The organism is Bianquea renquensis (assembly GCF_014384895.1).
In the GTDB taxonomy this organism is placed as follows: Bacteria; Bacillota; Clostridia; order Lachnospirales; family Bianqueaceae; genus Bianquea; species Bianquea renquensis.
The window spans coordinates 1-22,944 of record NZ_JACRSQ010000021.1 but is presented as its reverse complement, the minus strand read 5'-3'; the positions used below and the strand labels follow the sequence as shown (position 1 = coordinate 22,944).

Genomic DNA, 22,944 nt, shown 5'->3' with positions numbered 1-22,944 from the left:
ATGTTGAGGAGGTACAGATGAGACAGGCAATCGTAATCGTCAGTTTTGGGTCAAGTGTGGAGACGGCGCGAGTCCAGCAGATCAGCGCAGTGGAGGAGGCGATCAAGGCGGAGACGCCTGGATCGTTGGCATACACGGCCTATACGAGCCCTACCATACGGAGAATCCTCCGGGGCAGGGGAATTTCGATTCCAAGCCTGGAGGAGGCGCTGGACCAGATGTTGGAGGACGGCATCACCGATGCCCTGGTACAGCCGACGCACCTGCTATATGGAATCGAGTACGATAAAATGAAGGCGACAGTGGACGCGTATGCAGGGCGATTTGCATCCCTACAGTTTGGCATACCGCTGCTGGCGACGACGGAGGACCTCCGAGAGTTGGCCGCCATATTGAGTGAGGCCTATCCGCGGAAAGAGGGTGAGGCACTTGTGTTCCTGGGACATGGCACGGATCACTTTGCCAATGTGGTGTATCCGGCTTTACAGATGATCTTTCACATGCAGGGGCGCGAGGATGTGCTGATCGGGACGGTGGAGGGTTGGCCGTCGTATGAGGAAGTGCGCGCGCAGCTCCATGTGTCCGCGCTCCGGATGGTTCCCCTTATGTTGGTAGCAGGGGATCACGCGATCCACGATATGGCTGGCGACGGGGAGGACAGCTGGAAGCGCCGCTTTGAGGAGGACGGACTTGCAGTTCAATGTGTCCTGCAAGGGCTGGGAGCTATGCCGCCAATACAAGAACTGTATCAGAAACATATTCGGACACTGCAAAAAGGAGACAGATATCTATGAAACATTTTCAGTATCATCTTCCCACAGATATTGAGCGGGAGAGCATGGCCACCATCGCGAGGGAGCTAGGGCAGATGGGAGCCGTGATTCCGGAGGAAAATGAAGCCGTAGTCAAGCGAGTCATTCACACGACGGCCGACTTCGAGTATGCGAAGAATCTTGTCTTTACGCCACAGGCCGTATCCCATGCCCTGTCCGCTATGAAGGATAGGCCGGTCATTATTACGGACACGAATATGGCGCTGGCCGGAATTAATAAGCCGGCGCTGGAACAGGTAGGCGGGAAAGTCCATTGCTTTATGGCTGACGCCGATGTGGCAGAAATGGCCAGGGAGAACGGAACGACCAGGGCCACAGCGGCGATTGACAAGGCCGTTGCCCTCTACCCCAAGGCCATCTTTGCCTGTGGCAATGCCCCTACCGCACTGATCCGCCTGGCCCAGCTCATGGAGGAGAAGGGTGTGCGCCCGTCCCTTATCATCGGAGTTCCCGTTGGGTTTGTGAATGTGGTGGAGAGCAAGGAGGAAATATTGGCGCTGGCGGAGGAGAAAGGGGTATCCGCCATCGTAGCCCGAGGGCGAAAAGGCGGCAGCAACGTGGCGGCGGCAATCTGCAATGCCCTGCTATATGAGGCGGTGGGGCGAAGGCTGTAAGGCCGCCGCGGGGCATCCAGGGGCATAGAAACCCAAAAGAAAATGATAGAAACGATGGAGCTGTCCATATTGCAATCTATGTAGACACCGCAGGCGTCGCCGCTTAGCGGTGTCATTTGCTGTTTGGAGATAAGGCACAAATAGCGTCTCGTTGACAAAAATACGCGCCCATGCTATAGTAAACAAAAAAGAAACAGCATGTAAGGAGAGATGATCATTGAGCGATACAAGCGCTCGAAATTCAGTAACCATCCGGGATTTGGCTAAGGCATGCGGCTTTTCACCAGCGACGGTTTCCCGCGTACTATCCAACAGCGATTATCCCGTCCGACAGCAGGTACGCGAGATAATTTTAAAAACCGCGAGGGAGATGAACTACACCGTTCCGAGGGAGCCGTGCGGGGCGAAAGACAGTGAGGTCGCCATCCTAGTGCCAACAATTGCAAATCCGTTTTACGCCTCCATGATTGAAGGGTTTGAATCCTCCATGGTACGTGAAAACATGAGCGTAGTGGTCTACGATACATCCACCGGATTCCCCCGTGGCGGATATGATCGTATCATACGGAGTCTGCTTGCAAAGAAGTTCAGGGGGATTGTGATCTCGGCCTCCAACAATAACGCAATGTTAGATAGAGGAGCGGAAGAGCTGATTCAACATGGTGTTAAAGTGGTGCTTGCAGACTGTCCCCAATCCAACAACCGCTTTAACTGTATCTCGTATAATTATGAGAAGGGAGCCTTCCTCGGAACGCGGTATCTCATTGAGCAAGGCCATCACCATATTGTTTATGCGGGGCTAAAAGTCGATCGGGAAAGCCGCAGGCTCCGTATTCTTGGGTTTCAGAGGGCGATGGAAGCCTATCATCTTCCTATCCAGAAGGAAAACGTCCTATTGCATGATATTGGTGACTATGAAGAGGGATCCCAGCTGGAGAGCGGAGAGCGGCTGGCGCAGCAGATCATGGCACGTTCCACCTACCCGTCAGCGGTCATGGCCATTAATGATATGGTGGCGTTTGGACTGCTCCGCGGATTTCAGCGGAGTGGACTGCGGGTGCCGGAGGATATCTCGGTGATTGGGTTTGATGACAGTCCATACAGCGTCATGACATCGCCGCCGCTGACTACCGTTTGCGTCCAATCGACACAGATGGGCCATATGGCGGCAATGCTGCTCTTGGACGACATCCGTGGAACATGCAATAGGCCGATGTGTCTATCTCTGGAGCCGTATATCGTGGAGAGAAATACGGTGCAGTCGCTCCATGAAACAAAAGCTTGACTTCCCTGTATAAGTGTGATATAGTTAAATCCATTTAAGAAACGGCATAGAAATATAAAGAAACAAAATCTCAATACCCAGCTGGAAAGGAACTACGACAATGAAAATCAACCCTAAGGTCGTAACAAAAGGACTGCTTACATTTACAAACTGGTTTTCTGCCCATTCGGTGTGGAATTGCGGAATGGCCCTCACCATGGAATCGAGCTTTGAAGAATCGTATGCTGTCCGTGCGATGCTCAAAGCCGGGAAGATTCTCGGCCTGGGCAGGACAGAGAAGGTCGCACATGCCTGTTGCGACCGTTATCTACAGTTCCAGGGAGTTCATGAGAAGGACATGTTTGATATGGGATACGGCTATAACATCGACGATAAAGGAATGGTAGCCTGCTCCTGTGTGGCGGATGCGGCATCGGTAGCTGCGTCCATTATAGAAACGGTGATGGCGTACCCGGATTACCCTGGCAATTCGGCCTATCTGGACAGCGTTCGGCGCTATATCGACTATGTTCTTGAAACCTACACGACGGAGGAAGGCGTAATCGGTGTGGGGATTTTGAGTCACCAAGTCAATCCCATGCGGACCTACTGGTGTGCGAATGCTTTGTTTACAGAGGTGCTAGTGCTGTTTGCCGCTGCCACGGGGGAGACGAAATATTTTGACGCTGCCGTGGCACCGTGTGAGTATTTGGCGCTTTTTGATTACAAGAATACCCAGTGGAAGGAGTGGGATTCCTCCCCCTCCGAAGTGATCCTTTACACCAGCTCAGGAGTCCTGCAGGGCCTCAGTTCACCTGAAATGAAGAAGCGCCTTGCCATCAAGCCTAAAGGTGTCTTACGAGAGTCGGGTTTCGCGCAGGCGGAGGATGGGGTGAAAGAGGCTTCCAACAAGCTGACTGCGCAGGAGATGACAATCGCCAATTATAATGAAAACAAAACGGTTTATGAGCTTCTCCATGCCAGGTGGAAAGAATTTAGCGAGTGGCTATACAAAAATCAGGATTCGACTGGATATTATACACAGCCCCATACAAAAAACGCCAGAAGCTATGAGGCTGGCCTCTCCTGGACACTGTGCAATGCGTACAGAAGCGGCTTGGCCGGGGAGGAGGCTCTCGCGGCCATAGGGCGGCAGCTCTCGATTTTCTGTACCGACAATGCAAAGATCTATCTTGCGCTCTTTGCCAACGATTTTGCCACTTCGCTGGCCTATCTCTCCTTTGCGGCGGCGGCGGAAATGCTGGCGGAGAATATGGGGGAGGAATTCCAGCTGATGCTGGAAGACGGAATGCTGTGCCCTGAGAAGTATGTATGGTAGGGAAACGGAGATGGGTATGACACCGGAATGGTTTGAAAAAGCGAAGTTGGGAATCTTCATCCACTGGGGAATTTACGCGGTGCAAGGCACCAAAGAGTCCTGGGCCTTTGCCTATCCGTCCATGAGCTATGTGGATTATATGAAACAGCTGGACGGATTTACTGCAAAAAACTATGACCCAACCTACTGGGCGGAACTGTTTAAGAAGGCCGGTGCAAAGTATGCGGTTCTGACGGCAAAGCATCATGACGGGGTTGCGCTGTGGGATACGAAGTGTAACGATTTGAGCGTTGTAAAGCGGACTCCTGCTGGGCGCGACCTTGTCACGCCCTACTGTAAAGCTATGCGGGAAGCGGGAATCAAGGTCGGGCTCTACTACTCCCATACGGATTGGTCTATGGATGAACATCTGTCTGTCCTGTGTGACAGGACGAAAGATGAGATCCGGGAGATGAGGCAGAAAAAGACAGCCTTCGTTGAAATGTGGTCGGAGGTCAAGAATCGCACGTTTGAGCAGGCAAATCGATCAGAAGATCATGTCCGCTCGTGGGAGACGTTCATGGATTTCTACTTCAGGCAGCTCCATGAAGTTGTCCACAATTTTGGTCCACTGGATGTATTCTGGGGCGATGGAATGTTTGAGATGAAGGGATTTGACTGGCAGAAGAAGCGAGCCCATGATATGATCAAGGCGGCAAATCCAGATACGGTGATCTCACGGCTGCCGGAGTACAGCGATGTGGAGACGCCGGAGGTGCGCATTCCCTGCTCGCGGCCAAGCGCCGGAGTGTGGGAATACTGTACGCCCATCAACGGGTCATGGGGATACCGCCCATCGGACAATAACTATAAGTCGCCGCTCCAGGTGATGCGCTTGTTCTGTGATATCCTGTCGCTGGGAGGCAATATGCTTTTGGATATAGGCCCCCGGGAGGATGGAACCATTGATGAGCGCCAGGAGGAGGTCCTTCTTCGGATAGGAGATTTCATCCGAAAGAATGAAGAAGCCATCTATGAGTCGGAGCAGGGGCTCGACAGGAGGTTCTACGGGGGAGGCAGTGTATTTAGCCGTGACAGAAAGAGACTCTATCTGTTCGTACACGAGATCCCACGGGAAGGAATTATGGTGAAAGGGGTGGACACGCCCTATACAAAAGCTAGCATTCTGTCCAGCGGTCAGGAGCTACGAATTCAAGAATTTTTCGACGGAAAGTATGGGTGCTTTTGGATTCATATGACCCCGGATATGGTGGATCCGGCCATGCCCACGGTGGTTAAAGTTGAGTTCGCGGAGCCCTGCGTGCCGGTGGACAAGTGGGGAATGCTGTGGGAGAATGAAGCGGCGCAGGCCAAAGAACCTTCGATTCTTCGAAATTAGGTCCGCCTGACGGCGGACTTTCCTGTAGGATAAATAAGGGATGGCCTAAAAGCGATCCATGTTGATTTCAACAAAAACCAAGAGGGTGTCGGGAAAAGGATCGTCCTGCCGGGAGACTGCGCGCCTAGCCGGCGTGCATTTTTCATGACGTTTCTCCGCCGGCATGATCGTTTCGACGGTGATGGCGGGGAATTTGGCTGCGTGTGCCCGCTGGTCCCTGCTGTTGCGCGCCTCACCGGCGTGCATTTTTCATGACGTTTCTCCGCCGGCATGGTCGTCTCGACGGTGGTGGCGGGGAATTTGGCTGCGTGTGCCCGCTGGTCCCTGCTGTTGCGCGCCTAGCCGGCGTGCATTTTTCATCCTGTTTCTCCGCCGGCATGGTCGTCTTGACGGTAGCGGCGAGAAATTTGGCTGCGTGTGCCCGCTGGCCACAGCCGTTGCGCGCCAAGCCGGCGTGCATTTTTCATGACGTTTCTCGGCCGGCATGATCGTTTCGACGGTGATGGCGGGGAATTTGGCTGCGTGTGCCCGCTGGTCCCTGCTGTTACTCGCCAAGCCGGCGTGCATTTTTCATCCTGTTTCCCCGCCAGCATGGTCGTCTCGACGGTGATGGCGAGGAATTTGTTTCTGTGTGCCCGCTGACCGCAGCCGTTGTGCGCCAAGCCGGCGTGCATTTTTCATGACGTTTCTCCGCCGGCATGGTCGTCTCGACTGTGATGGCAGGGAATTTGCCCCCCTTATGCCCGCTGACCGCAGCTGTTGCGCGCCAAGCCGGCGTGCATTTTTCATTCCATTTCCCCGCCGGTATGATCGTCTTGACGGTGATGGCGGGGAATTTGGCTGCGTGTGCCCGCTGGTCCCTGCTGTTGCGCGCCAAGCCGGCGTGCATTTTTCATTCCATTTCCCCGCCGGTATGATCGTCTTGACGGTGACGGCGAGGAATTTGGCTGCGTGTGCCCGCTGTCCGCAGCCGTTGTGCGCCAAGCCGGCGTGCATTTTTCATTCTGTTTCCCCGCCGGCATGGTCGTCTCGACGGTGATGGCAGGGAATTTGCCACCTTTTGCCCGCTGACCGCAGCCGTTACTCGCCTAGCCGGCGTGCATTTTTCATGACGTTTCTCCGCCGGCATGATCGTTTCTACGGTGATGGCGGGGAATTTGGCTGCGTGTGCCCGCTGGTCCCTGCTGTTGCGCGCCAAGCCGGCGTGCATTTTTCATGACGTTTCCCCGCCAGCATGGTCGTCTTGACAGTGGTGGCGGGGAATTTGGCTGCGTGTGCCCGCTGACCGCAGCCGTTACTCGCCTAGCCGGCGTGCATTTTTCATCCTGTTTCTCCGCCGGCATGGTCGTCTCGACTGTGATGGCGAGGAATTTGCCACCTTTTGCCCGCTGTCCGCAGCCGTTGCGCGCCTAGCCGGCGTGCATTTTTCATGACGTTTCCCCGCCGGTATGGTCGTTTCGACTGTGATGGCAGAGATTTTGCCTCCGTGTGCCCGTCTTCGCCTCGCCGGCGTGCAAAAAAGGGGCTGTCGCTGAACTACGTTTTCAGGACAGCCCCTTACTTAATAGCCGTTTAAAGACAGTTAAACCCCTGAATAAGCGCTGAATCCGCCGTCAACAGGAATCACCACTCCGGTGACGAAACCTGCCGCTTCATTGCACAGCAGATATAACAGTGTGCCCACCAGTTCTTCGGACTCCCCGAAGCGGCCCATGGGGGTAGCGGCTAAGATTTTATCCGTCCTCGGTGTCGGCGTTCCGTCTTCATTATACAGAAGCTTCTCATTCTGTTTGGTGACGAAGAAACCGGGGGCAATCGCGTTGACCCGAATTCCGACCTTGGAGAAATGTACCGCCAGCCACTGGGTAAAGTTGCTGATGGCAGCCTTTGCGCCAGAGTAAGCGGGGATTTTCGTGAGGGGAGTAAAGGCATTCATGGAAGACACATTCAGGATAGTACACCCCGGCCGCTGGATCATATCCTTTGCAAAAACCTGGGTGGGGATCAAGGTGCCGAGAAAGTTCAGGTTGAATACAAACTGCACGCCGGCGTCGTCCAAATTGAAGAAGGTCACAATATCTTTGTCTATATCGCCAGGCATATAGTATTCATTGGTGGTGTTGGCGCGGGGATTATTCCCGCCAGCGCCGTTGATCAAAATGTCGCAGGGGCCGAAATCCGCCAGAACCTTCTGATGGACCTCCTCCATAACCGTTTTGTCCAAAACGTTGGCCATGTAAGCCTTTGCCTGACCGCCGGACGCAGTGATTTCATCGGCAAAGGACTGGGCCGCCTCCTGGTTCAGGTCCAGAAGAGCAACCTTCGCACCGCACGCCGCCAAAACCTTTGCAAACATACTACAGAGAACGCCACCGGCGCCAGTCACCACAGCCGTCTTCTCAGATAAATCAATTTGAAAAGGTAAATTCACAGAAAATGCCTCCTATCCTAATTTTTGTAATGTTTCCCAGATACCATTGATATACGAAGCCCCCAACGCTCGGTCAAACAGACCGTAACCAGGCTTGCCAGTCTCGCCCCAGATCATGCGCCCATGGTCAGGCCGCACATAGCCGTCAAAACCATTTTGATAGAGCACTTTCATGATCGCCACAATATCAAGGGAACCACAGGCAGAGAAATGAGCGCTCTCCTCAAAGCTTCCATCGTCGAGAATCTTGACGTTTCGCACATGCATGAAGTGAATCCGTCCCATTGCGGAGTATTTATCCACTAAATGCACCATGTCGTTGGCTTTTGTGCAGCCGAGGGAGCCCGTGCAGAGGGTCAGACCATTGTAAGGGCTGTCAACCAGCTTCAGGAAGCGGTCCACGTTGGCCTCGCAGGTTATAATGCGGGGGAGTCCAAAAATTGGCCATGGCGGATCGTCGGGATGGATGGCCATCTTGACGTCGGCCTCCTCGGCGACGGGTATGATCTCGGATAAGAAATACCGAAGATTTTCCCACAAATCCTCTTCCGTAATTTTGTTGTACTCAGCAAAAACCGCAGCCAGACTTTCTTTCGTATAGCTGGAATCCCAGCCGGGCAGAGACAGCTCCCCAGTCAGAGGATCCATCTTCTCAAGCTGCTCCTTATAATAGACCAGGGCGTTGGAGCCGTCGGGCAACTCCTTGTCCAGTTGAGTCCGCGTCCAGTCAAAAACCGGCATAAAGTTATAGCAGATGCAGCGAATACCAGCCTCGCCCAACCGCCGGATATTCTCCTTATAATTCTCGATATACTGTTGACGGGAAGGCTTGCCCAGCTTGATATCCTCATGTACAGGGACACTTTCAATAACTTCAAAATGGAGGCCAGCCGACTCAACCTCCTGCTTCAATGCGGCGATGCTGTCCCGGCTCCACAATTCTCCGGGGGGGACGTCATAGACAGCCGTTACAATGCTGTGCATATTGGGGATTTGGCGGATATGATTCAGCGTCACCGGATCATCGCTGCCATACCAGCGAAAGGATAATTTCATGAAATACCTCCTTTTAAAAACATGCGAATCGCTCTACTATTTAGCATACTGCAAAAATATACAATATAAAATGCTTTACTTGCTTGACATATTGCGGATCTTGCTGTATCCTCTATACTGTGGAATATTTTGAAAGGCTGCTTTCGAGAGGAGGACCAGACGTTGAAGACAGCGATTCATCCTTTCAGCCGGCGACAGCAGATGGAAGTTGGAATTCCCTATGAGATCCATCACTACCGGGATTCCTACTTGAGTGAGGTCGCCATGCATCACCATGATTTTTATGAGATCTATTTCTTTTTGTCAGGCAAAGTGAGTTATCGGGTGGAAAACAGAACATACCCTTTGCAGCCAGGCGATATTCTGTTGATCTCGCCGTTGGAGCTCCATCAACCTATTATTGCCAAAGAAAAGCATAGTTATGAGCGAATTGTACTTTGGGTGAGCAAATCTTGTATCGATCGGCTTTCCAGGCCGGATTGCGTCCTGGACCGCTGTTTTGACATCTATGAGCCGGAATATACCAATTTGTTGCGCGTGGATGCCATCACCCGGCAGCGGATCTCCAACATTATGGAATTGCTGCACCAGGAGACATATGGAGATGCATTTGGCTCCCAGGTGGCGTCGGAGGCGGCGCTCACCCAGCTTCTCATCGAGCTGAACCGCCAGATGTTTTACAGCCGCAGCCGGGGGCGGCGCTATGAAGCGCTGGATCCTTCTGAGGCCGTCATCTCAAAGGTTCTATCCTATATCAACGAGAACGCAGGGGATGATATTTCGCTGGATGATCTGGCGGAGCAGTTCTATATCAGCAAATATCATCTCTCCAGAGAGTTTAAACGGCTCGTCGGGACATCGCCGTACCGATACATTATCCAGAAGCGGCTTATCATGGCAAAGCAGCTCCTCCTGGCGGGAGCCAATCCTACGGATGCCTACTGTCACTGCGGATTTGGCGACTACTCCAATTTTTATCGCGCTTTCAAGGCGGAGTACGGCATTGGGCCGAAAGAATTTGCAAAGGAAATTCAAAAAGAATAGCCGGGCAGAGCGTGACTTTTCCTCTCAACCGCTACATATATAAGCAGAGAGGAGATGAACGAATATGAAATTGAAGAGATGGACCGCCGGCCTTGCATGGATTGCACTTGTCTGCGCCCTGATTACAGCCTGCGGAAGCACAAATAAGTCTGACATTGCCGCCGAGAGAGAGAACGGGGGAAGTGCCGACATGTATACTTCCGAAACGGCGCCGGGGGAAACGGGAGAGGGATTGGAAAGCGATCTGACATTGGCGGCGACGCCAATACCCGATGATGGGCGAAAGCGAATCCGCCGGATTACCATGGACGTGCAGACAAAGGAATTTGAGCCTCTGCTTTCCTCCTTAACGCAGACGGTGAGCGAGATGGGCGGTTACCTGGAGACGTCAGAGATCCAAAATAATGGCTACTACGGCGGTGGAAACCGGTACGCGTATATGGTAGCCAGGATTCCCAAGGACCAAGTGGACGATTTTGTGAAGGTGGTCGGTGACGCCGCCCTGATTGCCAATAAACAGGAGACTGTGGAGGATGTGACGCTGGCGTACACCGATACCCAGAGCCGGATCAAGGCGCTGGAGGTAGAGCAAGAGCGGTTAATGGCGCTGTTGGAGCAGGCGGATACACTGGACTCTATCATTGCGCTGGAGAGCCGGCTTACAGAAGTGCGCTACGAGCTAGAGGCGTATATGTCTCAGCTGCGGACCTACGACAATCAGGTGGAGTACAGTTACATCACCATGAATATTGCGGAAGTGGAGCGGTTGGTGGAAGTCCAGGAACGGCCCTCCCTATGGACTAGAATGAAAAATGGCTTGTCCGATACCATGCACTCCATTGCCCGTGGAGCTGAAAACTTTGCCGTTTGGTTTGTCGTCAATCTCCCCTATTTACTCATCTGGGCGGCAGCGCTTGCCCTCTGCGCCTTACTTCTTCGGAAGATCGCGCGGAAGCGGAGAATTCAGAAAGCCAAAAAAGCCGAGCCCACGGCGGTAGATCCAGAGAAAAAGACCCCTTGATTCCTCTGGGATGGTCCAGCAGCCAAAACGGAAAAAGGGCATGGCCCAAGCTCTCGGGTTTGGGCCATGCCCTTTAGCATTTCGGATAAATTTATTTATGATACATTATTAAAATGCATTAATATTCAATATATACTTTTTTAGAATTTTATGGTATACTAAGTGAAAAGTTTGCATACCGCGAACTATTGGAATTAACTTTCCTATAGGATAAAAAATATGCCCATAAAAAAGGAGAAGTCTACATTGAAACAACACATAGTTAAAGGATTGCTGGTTTTTTGTGTATCACTGTCAATCATGCTGGTGAGCGGCTGTTCAAAGTTAAACTCTGGCGACGAAGACAGCGTGAAAGATTCATCAACGGTTTTTTCGGAATCGATAGCCGAGTCTGAGGCCGAGTCAAACTCAGAGTCTGACTCTGAGGATCTGGACGTGGAAACCATGGATTTCATCAAATATAATATCTATGTAGAAATGAATAATTACATGATCAGAGTGTTAGATAATATCAATAGCTATTATACCGTGGTAGAGGACTCGAGCGAATTTGCTCTGATCCCAGACAGCGGGTATACATATAAGTATGATATTTCACCTCTTGACAGCTCGATTGTCGATGATGCCGTAACCGTAGCTTCTATGGAGCCCACCTTTGAGGTGCTGGACGATCTAGCTCAGAAGATCGCCGAGCCCATGAAAATTTTGATGGATACCTTCTCCGAAATCTACAGTTGCTATGATTTTGCAGATAATCAGTATGCCAGGGCAAAAGAACTTCATGTCCCAATTCAGGAAAATGTAGCGGCCTTTGAAGAGCTGGCATATGCGTTCATGGACGAAATTAGCAACATCAGCGATGAGAGAGTGAGCGCCAGCGAGCAGAAGATGCTTGACGAAGGTCAGCTGATCGCATATAATGCCAGCCATATGATCACAGTTGCGAATCGTATCCTGGATGAGTGCTATAAGCAGGGAATCGACGATGCGAATATCACGGAGCTGGATCTTACGAACATTAGGCCTCTGTATGAAGAATTGACCGAGACTGTGGCCGCCTTCCATGAGGCCACCAGCGATAGCGACCAGCTAATGAAAGAATCCCTCAGCAGCTCTACTCCTCTCTACGGTCTGCCGGACAGCCTGGTGCAGTCTGTGGAATGGATGATCAAGCAGGTGGAAAGTCAGGTTCCCATCCAGGATCCCGGACGAGAGTACCTTGGAGGTATTATCCATATTGAGCAAGAGCTTTCAGAATGCATCGATCAGTACAATGCCGTATTTGCAGAATAGTATGTATCACCGGACCTGCCTGCTGGAATAGAATTCAGTTACACACTTGACAACGTATCAGGGGCTCCATATAATATATACATACCCCTTATTGCATATGGAGGCGGAATGATGAGACAATGCATGGATGCGGACAATCTGCACCGCAGATTGAGCAAAATTATTGGACAGGTACAAGCAATCGACAGAATGATTGATGAGGATATACCGTGTGAAGATGTCCTTGCGCAGATCAATGCGGCAAAGTCAGCGCTTCACAAAGTGGGGCAAGTCGTATTAGAGGGGCACATTAATCATTGTGTCCGCGATGGCATCGAACACGGTGACGCGGATAAAACCATCGAAAGTTTTACAAAGGCCGTGGAGCGATTTGCAAACATGAAATAGAAAGGTTCGCGGAACGCGAATTTATGAGGTATGTCCGCCTCAGCGGATTTTCCTTTAGAAAACAGTCAGGGATGGCTGTTTTTTTCTTTTGCCCCTTGACAGCTTATACCCGTATAAGTATAATATGGGTATACCCATATAGGTATAAGGAGGATTTCGATGAGACAGTGTATGGACAGATTGGAACATATCTTGGAATTCGGCGGCACAAAAAAAGAGATTGTCGTATTAGGCATTTCAGGAGCCGCCTTGGTTTTCAGCCTTTTTGGACTTAATCCCTTGCCCTTTGATGTGGCTTGGATTGCCATTGTGCTGTGCGGTATCCCCATCATTTTAGAGGCAATTATTGGCATGACCACTGCGTTTGACATAAAAGCGGATGTTCTCGTATCCCTGGCGCTCATTGCCTCGGTCTGTATTGGAGAAGTTTTCGCCGCAGGCGAGATTGCCTTTATTATGCAGCTGGGGGCCTTGCTGGAGGATTTGACAGTGGCTAAGGCAAGAGCTGGCATTGAAAAACTGATTCACCTTACGCCACAGACGGCAAGGAGACTCACAGGTACAAATGAGACTATAATCCCTGCTGAACAGGTGCAGGTAGGCGATATCCTTAGGGTGTTGCCTGGAGAAAGTGTTCCCGTGGATGGCGTTATCATCGGGGGGCAGACATCCATAAATGAGGCGGTGATGACAGGCGAATCACTTCCCATAGATAAGACAATCGGGGATGATGTTGCAAGTGGCACTGTCAATCAATTCGGCTCATTTGAAATGAAGGCGACGAAAGTCGGCAAAGATAGTTCCATCCAGCGTATGATTCAGCTTGTACAGTCCGCAGATGCAGGGAAGGCGAAGATTGTAGGGATTGCGGACCGATGGGCCACGTGGATTGTTGTGATTGCCTTGTCGGCGGCACTTTTGACTTGGCTGATTTCAGGACAGATCATTCGCGCTGTCACGATTTTAGTTGTATTTTGCCCTTGTGCGCTGGTCCTTGCCACTCCAACTGCGATTATGGCGGCCATTGGAAATGCCGCAAAACATGGGTTCCTTGTGCGCGAGGGCGATGCACTGGAACAATTGGCAGCAGTTGACAGAATAGCCTTTGATAAAACAGGAACTCTTACCTATGGTATGCCTCAGGTTACCGCCATCAAAAGTATCCAGTCAAAATACTCGGAAGAGACGGTTTATTCCCTGGCAGCTTCCGCAGAACAATTTTCGGAACATCCTTTGGGAAAAGCCATAGTCCGGTGTTACCGGAGGACATCCACTGCCAAAATCTTGGATGCCAGACAATTTCAGATGATACCAGGGCGCGGTGTTTCGGCTTGGGTTGAGGGGGAGGAGGTTTTGGCCGGCAACAGGGAGATGCTTTCAGAGCGCCGTATCGCACTACCGGATGGGGTCCTTTTGGAGACAGAGCAACATTTTCAAAAGGGTAGTACGGTGATATATATCGCGGTTGGCCAGTCGCTGATTGGCTATCTTGTCCTCTCCGATACCCTTCGAGCGGAGAGTGGTGAGATCATCCATCAATTGACTGCACTCGGCGTTCGGCCTGTCCTTTTGACGGGAGATCAGGAAAAAGCCGCCAACACCATAGCAGGGCAGCTTCACATTCAAGAAGTGCACGCAAACTGCCTGCCAGAGGATAAGCTGAAATGGATTGACGCCTATCAGAAAGGGCGAGAACGGATCTGTATGATTGGCGATGGGATAAATGATGCTCCGGCACTGAAAAAAGCGAATGTGGGAATTGCAATGGGCGGGGTTGGAAGTGACATCGCAGTCGATGCGGCGGATATAACCCTTGTCGATGACGAAATAAAGGAACTGCCCCATTTGCTTGCGCTGTCCAAACGAATGATGGTTACCATAAAATTGAACCTTTCCTTCTCAATGAGCCTAAATTTCCTTGCCATTGTTCTTGCGATTACTGGGATACTAAACCCTGTTGTCGGAGCACTGGTCCACAATGCGGGCTCCGTGTTTGTAATCATAAATTCAGCCGTACTTTTAAAATGGAGATCCGATCGTGGATTGACAAATTAGCTTTCAGGTGATATTATACTAGTTAGTTAGGGAATGCTAACTCAGGCGATCCCTTATAATAATGCTAAGTTTGTGCTAACTTTGAATCCACAGAAAGAAATCAGGGATTGAGATGGATAAGGGGAATAAAGGCTTTTGGGATAGATGGGCTGGGCGGTATGACAGAACCATGTCTGGAAATCAGAATACCTACATACAGATAGTAGACCGGATAAGGCAAGCGTTGAATCGAAAGATGACAGTGCTGGAACTCTGCTGCGGAACAGGGATTCTATCTGTCCAAATTGCGGGTAGCACGCGCCTCCTGGAAGCGACAGATTTTTCTGAGGAAATGATACGCCAGGCAAGAAGGAAAAATGGATCTTCCCGCTTGCATTTCTCAGTGCAGGATGCAACCCATCTGCCCTATGCGCCGGAGAGCTTTGACGCGGTTATCATATCCAATGCGCTGCATATTATGCCGGAACCAGAGGCGGCACTCCAAAATATCCGCCGGGTTTTGAAGCGGGAGGGTCTTCTGATTGCGCCTACCTTTACTGCGGCGGGCAGTTTCTTTGGCCGGATTAAAATCCGGATGATGGAGTTGACTGGTTTCAAAGTGTTCCATAAATGGTCGCCGGAAAGCTATCTGGCATTTTTGTATGAAAACGGCTTTCAGGTCACCCGCAGCGAGATTTTCGGCGGGCCCCTGAAGCTGACATATGTGGAAGCGAAACAAATTTGGAAAAGGAGCGAGTATCATGATCAAGATCACGTTACAGGTTGACGGTATGCAGTGCGGCATGTGTGAGGCGCACGTGAACGATGCAATCAGGCGCGCATTTCCAGTGAAGAAGGTCACATCCTCCCACAGCAAAGGCCAGACCGTTATTCTCTCTGAAGACGACATTGACGAGCAGGATCTCCGAGACGCCATCGGCAAAACGGGATACGAGGTTCTCGCCGTGGCCAAGGAGCCGTATGAGAAAAAGGGGTTATTTTCAGCTTTCAGAAAATAGCGCTGTCGAGAATATAGGAAAAGGCGGAAGTGCAATGGTGTTCCCTAGCCGCAAAACCGCCGTGATGTTCAGCATTACCAGGTCGCTGCAAAATAGATGGTTCGTCTATGGCAGCGACCTTTTGATTCCGATTGAAAGGCCACCGGGAGGCGGCCATAATTCATATAATTTCTATATGAATAATAAGGATATGCAAAAAATCGTGGGATAGTTCAAGATTCTCCTAAATCACTTCGCTATAATAGATTCCAGATTCCAATAAAAGGAGAGGGATGTTGATGAATGGTTATGAGCGCACGGTTCGATTTGTGAAAGGCGAGGCGGTTGACCGGCCGCCCTTTATGCCCCTGGTGATCGAGTGGGTTTCGCGGACGCAGGGAATCGCGTACCCAGACTTTGTGTATGACCCTGAGATACGGGCGCAAGCGTATGAACGGTGTGTGGAGCAATATGACCTGGATTGTGTTCTCCCCGATGCTGACTTCTATGAACAGCTGGAGGATTTCGGGGCGAAGCCAGTCTATGATGGCAAAGGCTATTCCGCTGCACCTATCATCGAGGATGTCGAGGATCTCAGCCATCTTACATTGCCGGAGTATAGCCAGGGAAGCCGCATGGGGAACCGCCTGGAGATCCTCCGCCGGGTTGCGGCGAAGGAGAAGGGAAAACGGTACATTTTTGGTATCTGCATCGGCCCGCTGACAGAATTCTGTAATGCGCGGACAACGGAAGAGGCCATGTGCGACCTGCTTTCGGAGGAAGAGGCAGCGCAGAAGGCCATTGACATATTCTTTGAAAATGGTATGCGCTTTATCGAGGCACAGCTGGAGGCCGGCGCTGATGGCATTCAGATTGTGGAACCATGCTGCTCCCTGATTTCGCCCGAACTGTATGCGCGGTTGATTTTGCCCTATCACAAAAAAATGGTGGATCGGATTCAGCGCGATGGTGGCTTTGCCAGACTCCACATTTGCGGGGATACCAATGGGTTGATTCCGTATACCCTAAGTACAGGGACGCACATTCTGGACGTGGACAGTGCGGTGGATATGGGAAAAGCGGCAGCCCAGCTGGGGCCACAGCAAGTTTTATGCGGAAATCTGGATCCCACTGTGGATGTGCTGAGCGGCAAGCCGGAGGATTTTGGGGAGAAAGTGCGGCGGATCTATCAACAGACAGGGAACCGTACCATCATGGCAGCTGGGTGTGATGTCCCACCCGATACGCCGGAAGAAAATGTCCGCGCATTTTATCAGGCGTGCGTGAATCTAGAAAGATAAAATCGTAAGGGGTGATAAAAGTGGCCGAAACACAAAAAGAGCAAGTACAAAATTTAAAGCAGGACAGTATTGGCAAACTGGATGTGATCATCATGTCCGTGTCCGCCGCAGCGCCGGCCATGTGTCTAGGCGGGTCCTTCGGCACGATTATGCAGGGAGCCGGTTCGGCGGTTGCCTTAGCCTTTCTTCTAGCGACCGCGGTGATTGTCATGATCGGTCTCAACTATGGCCAGCTGAGCAGTCGGTACAACAGCGCAGGCGGGACTTACTCCTATGTCCGCAGTGTATTTGGAGAGAAGGCTGGGTTTGTATCAGGGTGGATCTACATGGGTGTCAACATCTGTACAGGTGTGATTGGCGCTATTTTCGCAACCTATCTTCATGAACTATTTCCGGCGATCCCTCTGTGGGCGGGCGTGCTCATTCTCTTAGTTCCCATTTTTTTCGTGGGATGGAACGGCGTCGAGATGACGACAAAGGCTTTGATCGCTGTGTGGGTAGTTCAGATGCTCTTGCTGATTATTCCCGCGATCAAAATCATTTTTCTGCGGTCCGGTGAGGTTGAAAACATAATGGCCAATTCCGTACAGGCATTTGTGCCGAGCTACGGCATTTCAGGATTGATGCTGGGCGTGCTAGTCTGCGTTTGGGCCTTTGTTGGCTTTGAATGTCCGGCCTACATGGGAGAGGAACTTAAAGGCGGCAGCAAAGCGGTGAAGATTACCATGACGGTCAGCGCCATTGCGATTGGCCTCGTCTATGTCGTCGTGTGCTGGCTCTGGTCGGCGGGGATGACAGCGGAGAATATAGAAACCATTAAAACCTCACCCACAACCCTGACCGATTATGCGCTTCTCGTGGGCTATACCATGGGCGGCAAGCTGATCTCCATTGCCACCATTGTATCCTGCATTGGCTGCTTCTTCGCATTCTCCACATCGACGCCGCGCTGTCTGTACGATATGGGCCGAACCGGCTATCTCCCCTCAGCGCTATCCAAGGTCAACAGACATCAGACGCCCCATATTTCCCTCATTGTCTACTGCGCCGTCTGGGCAATCGTAGCCCTGTTTGGGGCCTACGGCAATACGGACATTCTCTTTACGCTGATGGCACTGTTTGCCAGCGTCTCCTATATTTTGATCTGTGCTGCCAATATCAAAGATCGATGGCATGAGAAAGGAGCCAAAGCTCTGATCATGAACAAGCTTGTTCCATTGGTGGCGGCGGCCATCCTTCTATACATGATTTTTTCCTCTGATCCAGTGTACGTAATAGGGGTTGCCCTCTGGGCCATTGCGGCTTGGGTCGCCTCCCTTATCTGGGCCAGGCACAAAGCGTAACGCCAATAGCAGAAGCCGATTGTAACCGAGATCGGCTTCTTTTATTCAATAGGAAAGTCCGGCGAGAGGTGGACCTAGTAAAAAAGCAGTCAGCCGTGCATACCGCACTTCATTTTACACAAAATATGGATGTAAAATCCATGGGAGGGATATAAAGTATGGAAAAAACAGTGTATTTTGGGGGTGGATGCTTCTGGGGCGTGGAAAAGTACTTTTCCTATGTGGAGGGCGTCACGGAGACGGAAGTAGGGTATGCCAACGGCCATACGGCGAACCCAACTTATGAGGAGGTATGCCGCGGACATACCGGCCACGCGGAGACGGTTAAGGTGGTATATGAATGCCAAAAGATTGGGTTGGAACAGTTGTTATCTCTATTTTATCAGAGTATCGATCCTACGGCTGTCAACCGGCAGGGCAACGATATAGGGCCCCAGTATCGCACAGGCATTTATTATACGGATCCAAAGGAGAAGTCTTTGATTTTGCAGTCGCTAGCACAACTGCAAAAATCCTATCAGGCCCCCATCGCGGTTGAGGTTGGACCGCTCCGGAACTTTTGGCCTGCGGAGGAGTACCACCAGAAGTATCTTGATCGAAATCCGCTGGGATATTGCCATATCGGGAAGGAAAAATTGAAAGCGGCTCAGAAAGCCGGGAGAGAGTACCGGCGAAAATCACAGGAAGAACTGGCCAAGAGCCTGACGCAAATGCAGTATGAAGTAACGCAGAATAAGGGGACAGAGCCCCCCTTTAGGAATTCTTACTGGGATCAATTCGCGGAAGGGATCTATGTGGATATCACCACAGGGGAGCCACTTTTTCTCTCCTCGGATAAATTTGACTCCGGCTGCGGATGGCCCAGTTTTTCAAAACCTATAGAACCCTGGCTCCTTGAGGAATTCCGCGATAGCAGTCATGGGATGGAGCGAATTGAGGTGCGGAGCAGAACCGGGAATAGTCATCTCGGACATGTATTTACCGATGGTCCTCGGGAAAGGGGTGGGCTGCGGTACTGCATAAACAGCAGTTCCCTGCGCTTTATTCCAAAGGAAAAGATGGAGGAAGAGGGGTATGGAGCGTATCTGGCATTGCTGGATCGCGGATCAAGATAATTTTTTTGTCAGGTGGCGGCGCAACGTGCAGATTGCGAAATAACACAGATCACCCCGGCATATACTGCTACGGGGTGATTTTTTTGGCGATAAAAGCGAATGCTGTATTTGAGGGCGGGGGCATACGGGGGATCGGGCACGCTGGAGCGGCTGGTGTTTTCGAAGAAGAGGGCTATAGATTTGAAAGTGTTGCGGGGTCGTCGGCGGGTGCCATTATCGCTTCACTCATAGCAGTGGGCTATACCTGCGCCGAGCTTAAGACCATTATGGAGAACACCGATTACCTGAAATTCCGGCAGGAAAGTTTCCTCGACCATCTGGGTGTTTTCGGAAAGCTCATTGAAATCCTGTTTGACTATGGGATATACAGTGCCGACTATTTTGAAAATTGGCTGCACGCACTTTTGCAGAGGAAAGGCAAAACAACCTTCGGTGATATTTGGCGCTCGCCCCAACTGGGGGACGACGGGTGTAGGCTCCATGTGACCGCTTCTGATCTGACGGACAAAAAGCTCCTTGTGTTTCCCGAGGACTTACGTGCTTTCTGCGATGATCCCAATAGCTTCAGCATTGCAAAGGCAGTCCGCATGAGTATGAGCATTCCACTTTTTTATGAGCCGGTGAAATTGAAGGACAAACATGGAAAAGTCCACTACATTGTCGATGGCGGACTTCTAAGCAATTATCCCATGTGGATCTTGGATGATGGCAAGAGCAATCCTGAGCGGCCGGTCTTCGGGTTCAAGTTTGTTGACGACCCTGGCGGGAAAGAGCATAAAGATGCCGGCAAAATGAATGTGTTCAGCTACCTGACGTCCATCGTATCCACCGCTGTTGATTCCCTGGACCAGCGGTATATTTCAACGTCCAGGGGGGATTATCAGAGAACGGTTGCCATACCCGCCACGATTGAAACCGAAGGGGGGAAGAAGCTCTTGAGTGCAACGGATTTTGATGTCACTCGGGAGGAGAGCGCGGCGCTCTACCAAAATGGCAGGGAGGCCGCGCAGCGTTTTCTGGCTGGCTGGGATTTTCAAAGGTGGAAGGCCGTGTACCGCAATCCGGCTGCGGCAATGGCGCGGGTAAGAGGACAGCGGAGAGAGCCGCTGGATTTTACACAGAGAGGGATTTCATAGAGACGTCCTCACCTGCTGTAGCCCTTGCTCGCTGAGCTCATATACCGTGTCCGCCACCTCCCGGATATAGTTTCGGTCATGAGAGACGCTGATAATGGACCCACCGAAGTTCTTCAGCACTTGCCGTATGATAGGGTTGGAAAGGGGAGAGAAGTTCCGAGTGGGCTCATCTAAAAGTAACACGTTGGCGCCGGAGAGGATCATGCTGAGAAATAAGATTTTCGCTTTCTGGCCTCCGGACAGCTCCTCCATGGGATGAAGCATCTCGTCGGGCGTGTAGCGCATGCTGCCAAGATAGGTGCGGATTTGGGTGGTCTCCTCCTTATCGCCCGTCTTCGAGAGCCATTCCAGTGGCGATTGAGACAGGTCCAATTGCTCCTCATAGTTCTGAGGCATATAGCAGACCTTGAGGTCGGGCCGCGGCAATAGTTCCTGTGCCAGCAGCTTCATCAGAGTGGACTTGCCACAGCCGTTGCGGCCGATGATACAGACCTTTTCCCCTCCCATGACCCGCAGGGACAGAGAGGGGGCCAGCGTTCGGCCCGCCACAGTAAGCGCCTCGGTAGAATAATCCAGGACACGTTTACCTGCAGGCAGGCGAATGGCATCATCAAAAGAGACCATGATGGCCTGTTCTGTGTGTGGAAGCTCCGTGCGGTTCTCTTGCTGGCGGTCAAACCGGTGCTCCATGGATTTGACAGCTTTCATTTTCTTTTTCAGAAGACGGCCGCCGGATGCATTCTGGCGGGTAATGGTCTTAAGCTGATACTCCACTTGCTGTTGAATCCGATACAATTTTTCCATTTGTTTCTGATGCTCTCGTTCCTCGTTTTGTGCCAGCTGGGTCTGTTTATTCAGGTTGGCCAGCCGTTGGGTGATATAGTCCTGATATGGAAGACGGGCGATGGTGTGGCGGACGGTGCATCCCCGCATGAGCCGTTCTAGGTGAATGACCACATTGGCAGTGTTTTCGATAAGCCTCTCGTCGTGGGACACGAAGAGAATGGGCATGGAAGCCTGGTTGATGAATTGTTCCAGCCATTGCAGGGCGTCGATGTCCATGTCATTGGAGGGCTCATCCAATAGCAGAATGTCAGGTTTTTCCATGAGGATCCGAGCCAGCTGCATTTTTACTTTTTCTCCACCTGACAGCAGGCAAATGGGCTGATCCCCATAGCAAAAGTCCGCGGGTAAGCTGAGCTTACCGGCGATATGCGCCATCTCTTTCGGGGTGCGGTCAAAAAAGACAGGGCTATGGCAATAGTATTCATAGATTGTCATCTCTTTTTCCGCTTTCGTCAGCTCCTGGGGAAGGTAGCCGAGGATGTTCCCGTGGAGTATGCGTTTTCCACTTGCCTGGGCATACGAGTGGACCAAAGCGGGATCGTAAATCCATTTTAATAGAGTTGATTTCCCGTCGCCCTCTTCCCCGATAACGACAGCTTTATCGCCGGGCTGTAGGCTGAAGGAGACATCATCCACGATGGTCCGCAAGTCCTTTCGATGAACAAGACTGACATGTTGAATCTGTAGCATACCATGATACCTCCTAATAAAAATCTGCTCCCGGCCATCCGAAAGCAGATTTATTCCACATATAGGGCGACTCACCTATTAGACAATAAAAAAGAAGGCGTCATAATCTAGTTTCGGCAGCGAAAAGAAGCCTGGCCGCAGCGCAGACGTAAATTCCAATGCAACAAATCCTAGATCAGTTGAACATCCTTCCACCCTTTTCTTGAACTGAATATCGCGCCCGCGGGGCGCATTTACAGACACGTAGACAGATTCGGTCAGCGTGTCTCTATGTATTTACGAATCACCAATGGCAATTGCGAGATTTATGGCTGATACCACAGTTCCTACCCATACAAAACTGTCCAGAAATCCCTGGCCCCATCCCATATGTAAGGCAAAGTGACAGATCAGCATCCCGATCACGGATAAAAGAGGGAGTAAAAAGATGCGCACAATAATCATTTCCACCATTGAACCGTGCTCACGACAGAGTAGAAAACAGACCACTGCGCCAGCGATCAAGAGTGCCGGAATGTCCATGAAGATTCCGACAATGCCCGCAATCCCGCCAAGAGTTCCTAAAATCTGTAAAAAGATTACCACGGTATAAAACCCCTTCCTCATAAAATCATACCTAGAATAGCACATTCTCATGGGAAAGTCAACTTGCGTTTTACAGCGAGTCTGTTTACCTGATACAATAATAGGGTAATATTAAGTGGTAGTGTCAAGTAATCTATGAAAAACTGAGCCGAAAAAAACAGGCTCAAATGAACCTTGAAAATTGCAGATATTGATTCCGAAAAGCTCTCCGAGGGCTCAGGGCGCTGCCCTGAGAA

General features: G+C 51.2%; 24 protein-coding genes. 16 read left to right on the top strand and 8 right to left on the bottom strand.

Translation table 11 applies throughout. The annotated features are described in order from the left end of the window. Positions 1-17: 17 nt before the first annotated feature. The 5 genes from H8730_RS12820 to H8730_RS12800 all read left to right on the top strand — a co-directional run bounded on the left by H8730_RS12820 (position 18) and on the right by H8730_RS12800 (position 5,428). On the top strand, positions 18-794 hold the full coding sequence (locus H8730_RS12820) for a sirohydrochlorin cobaltochelatase (protein WP_177718949.1): 777 nt from the start codon (positions 18-20) through the stop codon (positions 792-794). Further along, positions 791-1,447 (top strand): precorrin-8X methylmutase, encoded by a 657-nt coding sequence (locus H8730_RS12815; protein ID WP_177718951.1) that lies wholly within the window; start codon positions 791-793, stop codon positions 1,445-1,447. Before H8730_RS12820 ends, H8730_RS12815 begins: the two co-directional genes overlap by 4 nt. Positions 1,448-1,664: 217 nt before the next feature. Beyond that, positions 1,665-2,732: a LacI family DNA-binding transcriptional regulator gene (locus H8730_RS12810; RefSeq protein WP_177718953.1), complete on the top strand. Its 1,068-nt coding sequence runs from the start codon at positions 1,665-1,667 to the stop codon at positions 2,730-2,732. Between the two features lie 100 nt (positions 2,733-2,832). Continuing rightward, a complete protein-coding gene (locus H8730_RS12805; protein WP_177718955.1) occupies positions 2,833-4,050 on the top strand; it encodes a hypothetical protein in 1,218 nt (405 codons plus the stop codon). 16 nt (positions 4,051-4,066) lie between these two features. Then, complete coding sequence (locus H8730_RS12800) at positions 4,067-5,428, top strand: alpha-L-fucosidase (protein ID WP_177718957.1); 1,362 nt, start codon at positions 4,067-4,069, stop codon at positions 5,426-5,428. A 45-nt stretch (positions 5,429-5,473) separates the two neighbouring features. Here H8730_RS12800 and H8730_RS12795 read toward each other — a convergent pair whose 3' ends face one another. The 6 genes from H8730_RS12795 to uxuA form a co-directional block, all read right to left on the bottom strand. Continuing rightward, positions 5,474-5,674 carry a hypothetical protein gene (locus H8730_RS12795; protein WP_249289893.1) on the bottom strand — a complete coding sequence of 67 codons (201 nt, stop codon included), beginning with the start codon at positions 5,672-5,674 and terminating at the stop codon, positions 5,474-5,476. Then, a complete protein-coding gene (locus H8730_RS12790; protein ID WP_249289892.1) occupies positions 5,661-5,888 on the bottom strand; it encodes a hypothetical protein in 228 nt (75 codons plus the stop codon). The genes H8730_RS12795 and H8730_RS12790 overlap by 14 nt, the downstream gene beginning before the upstream one ends. A gap of 84 nt (positions 5,889-5,972) precedes the next feature. Next, complete coding sequence (locus H8730_RS12785) at positions 5,973-6,317, bottom strand: hypothetical protein (RefSeq protein WP_249289891.1); 345 nt, start codon at positions 6,315-6,317, stop codon at positions 5,973-5,975. Between the two features lie 3 nt (positions 6,318-6,320). Beyond that, a complete protein-coding gene (locus tag H8730_RS12780) occupies positions 6,321-6,638 on the bottom strand; it encodes a hypothetical protein (RefSeq protein WP_249289890.1) in 318 nt (105 codons plus the stop codon). A 372-nt stretch (positions 6,639-7,010) separates the two neighbouring features. Beyond that, positions 7,011-7,859, bottom strand: coding sequence for an SDR family NAD(P)-dependent oxidoreductase (locus H8730_RS12775; protein WP_177717540.1), 849 nt, complete (start codon positions 7,857-7,859; stop codon positions 7,011-7,013). 12 nt (positions 7,860-7,871) lie between these two features. Further along, a complete protein-coding gene (uxuA, locus tag H8730_RS12770) occupies positions 7,872-8,915 on the bottom strand; it encodes a mannonate dehydratase (RefSeq protein ID WP_177717539.1) in 1,044 nt (347 codons plus the stop codon). A gap of 162 nt (positions 8,916-9,077) precedes the next feature. On the opposite strand from uxuA, the gene H8730_RS12765 reads away from it, so the two are divergent. From H8730_RS12765 to H8730_RS12715, 11 genes are all read left to right on the top strand, one after another. After that, a complete protein-coding gene (locus H8730_RS12765; protein WP_249289889.1) occupies positions 9,078-9,959 on the top strand; it encodes an AraC family transcriptional regulator in 882 nt (293 codons plus the stop codon). Positions 9,960-10,023: 64 nt separating this feature from the next. Continuing rightward, a complete protein-coding gene (locus H8730_RS12760) occupies positions 10,024-10,980 on the top strand; it encodes a DUF4349 domain-containing protein (protein ID WP_177717538.1) in 957 nt (318 codons plus the stop codon). Between the two features lie 246 nt (positions 10,981-11,226). Beyond that, the gene (locus H8730_RS12755; RefSeq protein ID WP_177715487.1) at positions 11,227-12,273 is read left to right on the top strand and encodes a DUF3829 domain-containing protein; all 1,047 of its coding nucleotides are present in this window, start codon (positions 11,227-11,229) and stop codon (positions 12,271-12,273) included. Positions 12,274-12,384: 111 nt separating this feature from the next. After that, positions 12,385-12,660, top strand: a complete 276-nt coding sequence (locus H8730_RS12750; RefSeq protein ID WP_177715489.1) for a metal-sensing transcriptional repressor — start codon at positions 12,385-12,387, stop codon at positions 12,658-12,660. A gap of 159 nt (positions 12,661-12,819) precedes the next feature. Further along, entirely contained in the window at positions 12,820-14,715 is a 1,896-nt protein-coding gene (locus H8730_RS12745) for a heavy metal translocating P-type ATPase (RefSeq protein WP_177715491.1), read from the top strand. 112 nt (positions 14,716-14,827) lie between these two features. Then, positions 14,828-15,481 (top strand): class I SAM-dependent methyltransferase, encoded by a 654-nt coding sequence (locus tag H8730_RS12740; protein ID WP_177715493.1) that lies wholly within the window; start codon positions 14,828-14,830, stop codon positions 15,479-15,481. Beyond that, positions 15,456-15,713 carry a heavy-metal-associated domain-containing protein gene (locus H8730_RS12735; protein ID WP_177715495.1) on the top strand — a complete coding sequence of 86 codons (258 nt, stop codon included), beginning with the start codon at positions 15,456-15,458 and terminating at the stop codon, positions 15,711-15,713. The genes H8730_RS12740 and H8730_RS12735 overlap by 26 nt, the downstream gene beginning before the upstream one ends. Positions 15,714-15,991: 278 nt before the next feature. Beyond that, positions 15,992-16,993, top strand: a complete 1,002-nt coding sequence (locus H8730_RS12730) for a uroporphyrinogen decarboxylase family protein (RefSeq protein ID WP_177715497.1) — start codon at positions 15,992-15,994, stop codon at positions 16,991-16,993. Between the two features lie 20 nt (positions 16,994-17,013). Then, positions 17,014-18,336, top strand: coding sequence for an amino acid permease (locus H8730_RS12725; RefSeq protein ID WP_177715499.1), 1,323 nt, complete (start codon positions 17,014-17,016; stop codon positions 18,334-18,336). Between the two features lie 158 nt (positions 18,337-18,494). Continuing rightward, entirely contained in the window at positions 18,495-19,451 is a 957-nt protein-coding gene (gene msrB / locus H8730_RS12720; RefSeq protein ID WP_177715501.1) for a peptide-methionine (R)-S-oxide reductase MsrB, read from the top strand. Positions 19,452-19,534: 83 nt separating this feature from the next. Then, complete coding sequence (locus H8730_RS12715; protein ID WP_177715503.1) at positions 19,535-20,587, top strand: patatin-like phospholipase family protein; 1,053 nt, start codon at positions 19,535-19,537, stop codon at positions 20,585-20,587. Here the strand turns inward: H8730_RS12715 and H8730_RS12710 are convergent. Next, the gene (locus H8730_RS12710; protein ID WP_177715505.1) at positions 20,582-22,123 is read right to left on the bottom strand and encodes an ABC-F family ATP-binding cassette domain-containing protein; all 1,542 of its coding nucleotides are present in this window, start codon (positions 22,121-22,123) and stop codon (positions 20,582-20,584) included. The genes H8730_RS12715 and H8730_RS12710 overlap by 6 nt on opposite strands. Positions 22,124-22,399: 276 nt before the next feature. Further along, on the bottom strand, positions 22,400-22,708 hold the full coding sequence (locus H8730_RS12705) for a hypothetical protein (RefSeq protein WP_177715507.1): 309 nt from the start codon (positions 22,706-22,708) through the stop codon (positions 22,400-22,402). Positions 22,709-22,944 lie beyond the last annotated feature (236 nt).

What these genes read in the sequence shown, in the direction of transcription:
- H8730_RS12820 (WP_177718949.1), top strand. Translation starts at nt 18, where the DNA reads ATGAGACAGGCAATCGTAATCGTCAGTTTTGGGTCAAGTGTGGAGACG.
- H8730_RS12815 (WP_177718951.1), top strand. Translation starts at nt 791, where the DNA reads ATGAAACATTTTCAGTATCATCTTCCCACAGATATTGAGCGGGAGAGC.
- H8730_RS12805 (WP_177718955.1), top strand. Translation starts at nt 2,833, where the DNA reads ATGAAAATCAACCCTAAGGTCGTAACAAAAGGACTGCTTACATTTACA.
- H8730_RS12800 (WP_177718957.1), top strand. Translation starts at nt 4,067, where the DNA reads ATGACACCGGAATGGTTTGAAAAAGCGAAGTTGGGAATCTTCATCCAC.
- H8730_RS12795 (WP_249289893.1), bottom strand. Translation starts at nt 5,674, where the DNA reads ATGCACGCCGGTGAGGCGCGCAACAGCAGGGACCAGCGGGCACACGCA.
- H8730_RS12790 (WP_249289892.1), bottom strand. Translation starts at nt 5,888, where the DNA reads ATGCACGCCGGCTTGGCGCGCAACGGCTGTGGCCAGCGGGCACACGCA.
- H8730_RS12785 (WP_249289891.1), bottom strand. Translation starts at nt 6,317, where the DNA reads ATGCACGCCGGCTTGGCGCGCAACAGCAGGGACCAGCGGGCACACGCA.
- H8730_RS12780 (WP_249289890.1), bottom strand. Translation starts at nt 6,638, where the DNA reads ATGCACGCCGGCTTGGCGCGCAACAGCAGGGACCAGCGGGCACACGCA.
- uxuA (WP_177717539.1), bottom strand. Translation starts at nt 8,915, where the DNA reads ATGAAATTATCCTTTCGCTGGTATGGCAGCGATGATCCGGTGACGCTG.
- H8730_RS12760 (WP_177717538.1), top strand. Translation starts at nt 10,024, where the DNA reads ATGAAATTGAAGAGATGGACCGCCGGCCTTGCATGGATTGCACTTGTC.
- H8730_RS12750 (WP_177715489.1), top strand. Translation starts at nt 12,385, where the DNA reads ATGAGACAATGCATGGATGCGGACAATCTGCACCGCAGATTGAGCAAA.
- H8730_RS12745 (WP_177715491.1), top strand. Translation starts at nt 12,820, where the DNA reads ATGAGACAGTGTATGGACAGATTGGAACATATCTTGGAATTCGGCGGC.
- H8730_RS12740 (WP_177715493.1), top strand. Translation starts at nt 14,828, where the DNA reads ATGGATAAGGGGAATAAAGGCTTTTGGGATAGATGGGCTGGGCGGTAT.
- H8730_RS12735 (WP_177715495.1), top strand. Translation starts at nt 15,456, where the DNA reads ATGATCAAGATCACGTTACAGGTTGACGGTATGCAGTGCGGCATGTGT.
- H8730_RS12730 (WP_177715497.1), top strand. Translation starts at nt 15,992, where the DNA reads ATGAATGGTTATGAGCGCACGGTTCGATTTGTGAAAGGCGAGGCGGTT.
- msrB (WP_177715501.1), top strand. Translation starts at nt 18,495, where the DNA reads ATGGAAAAAACAGTGTATTTTGGGGGTGGATGCTTCTGGGGCGTGGAA.
- H8730_RS12710 (WP_177715505.1), bottom strand. Translation starts at nt 22,123, where the DNA reads ATGCTACAGATTCAACATGTCAGTCTTGTTCATCGAAAGGACTTGCGG.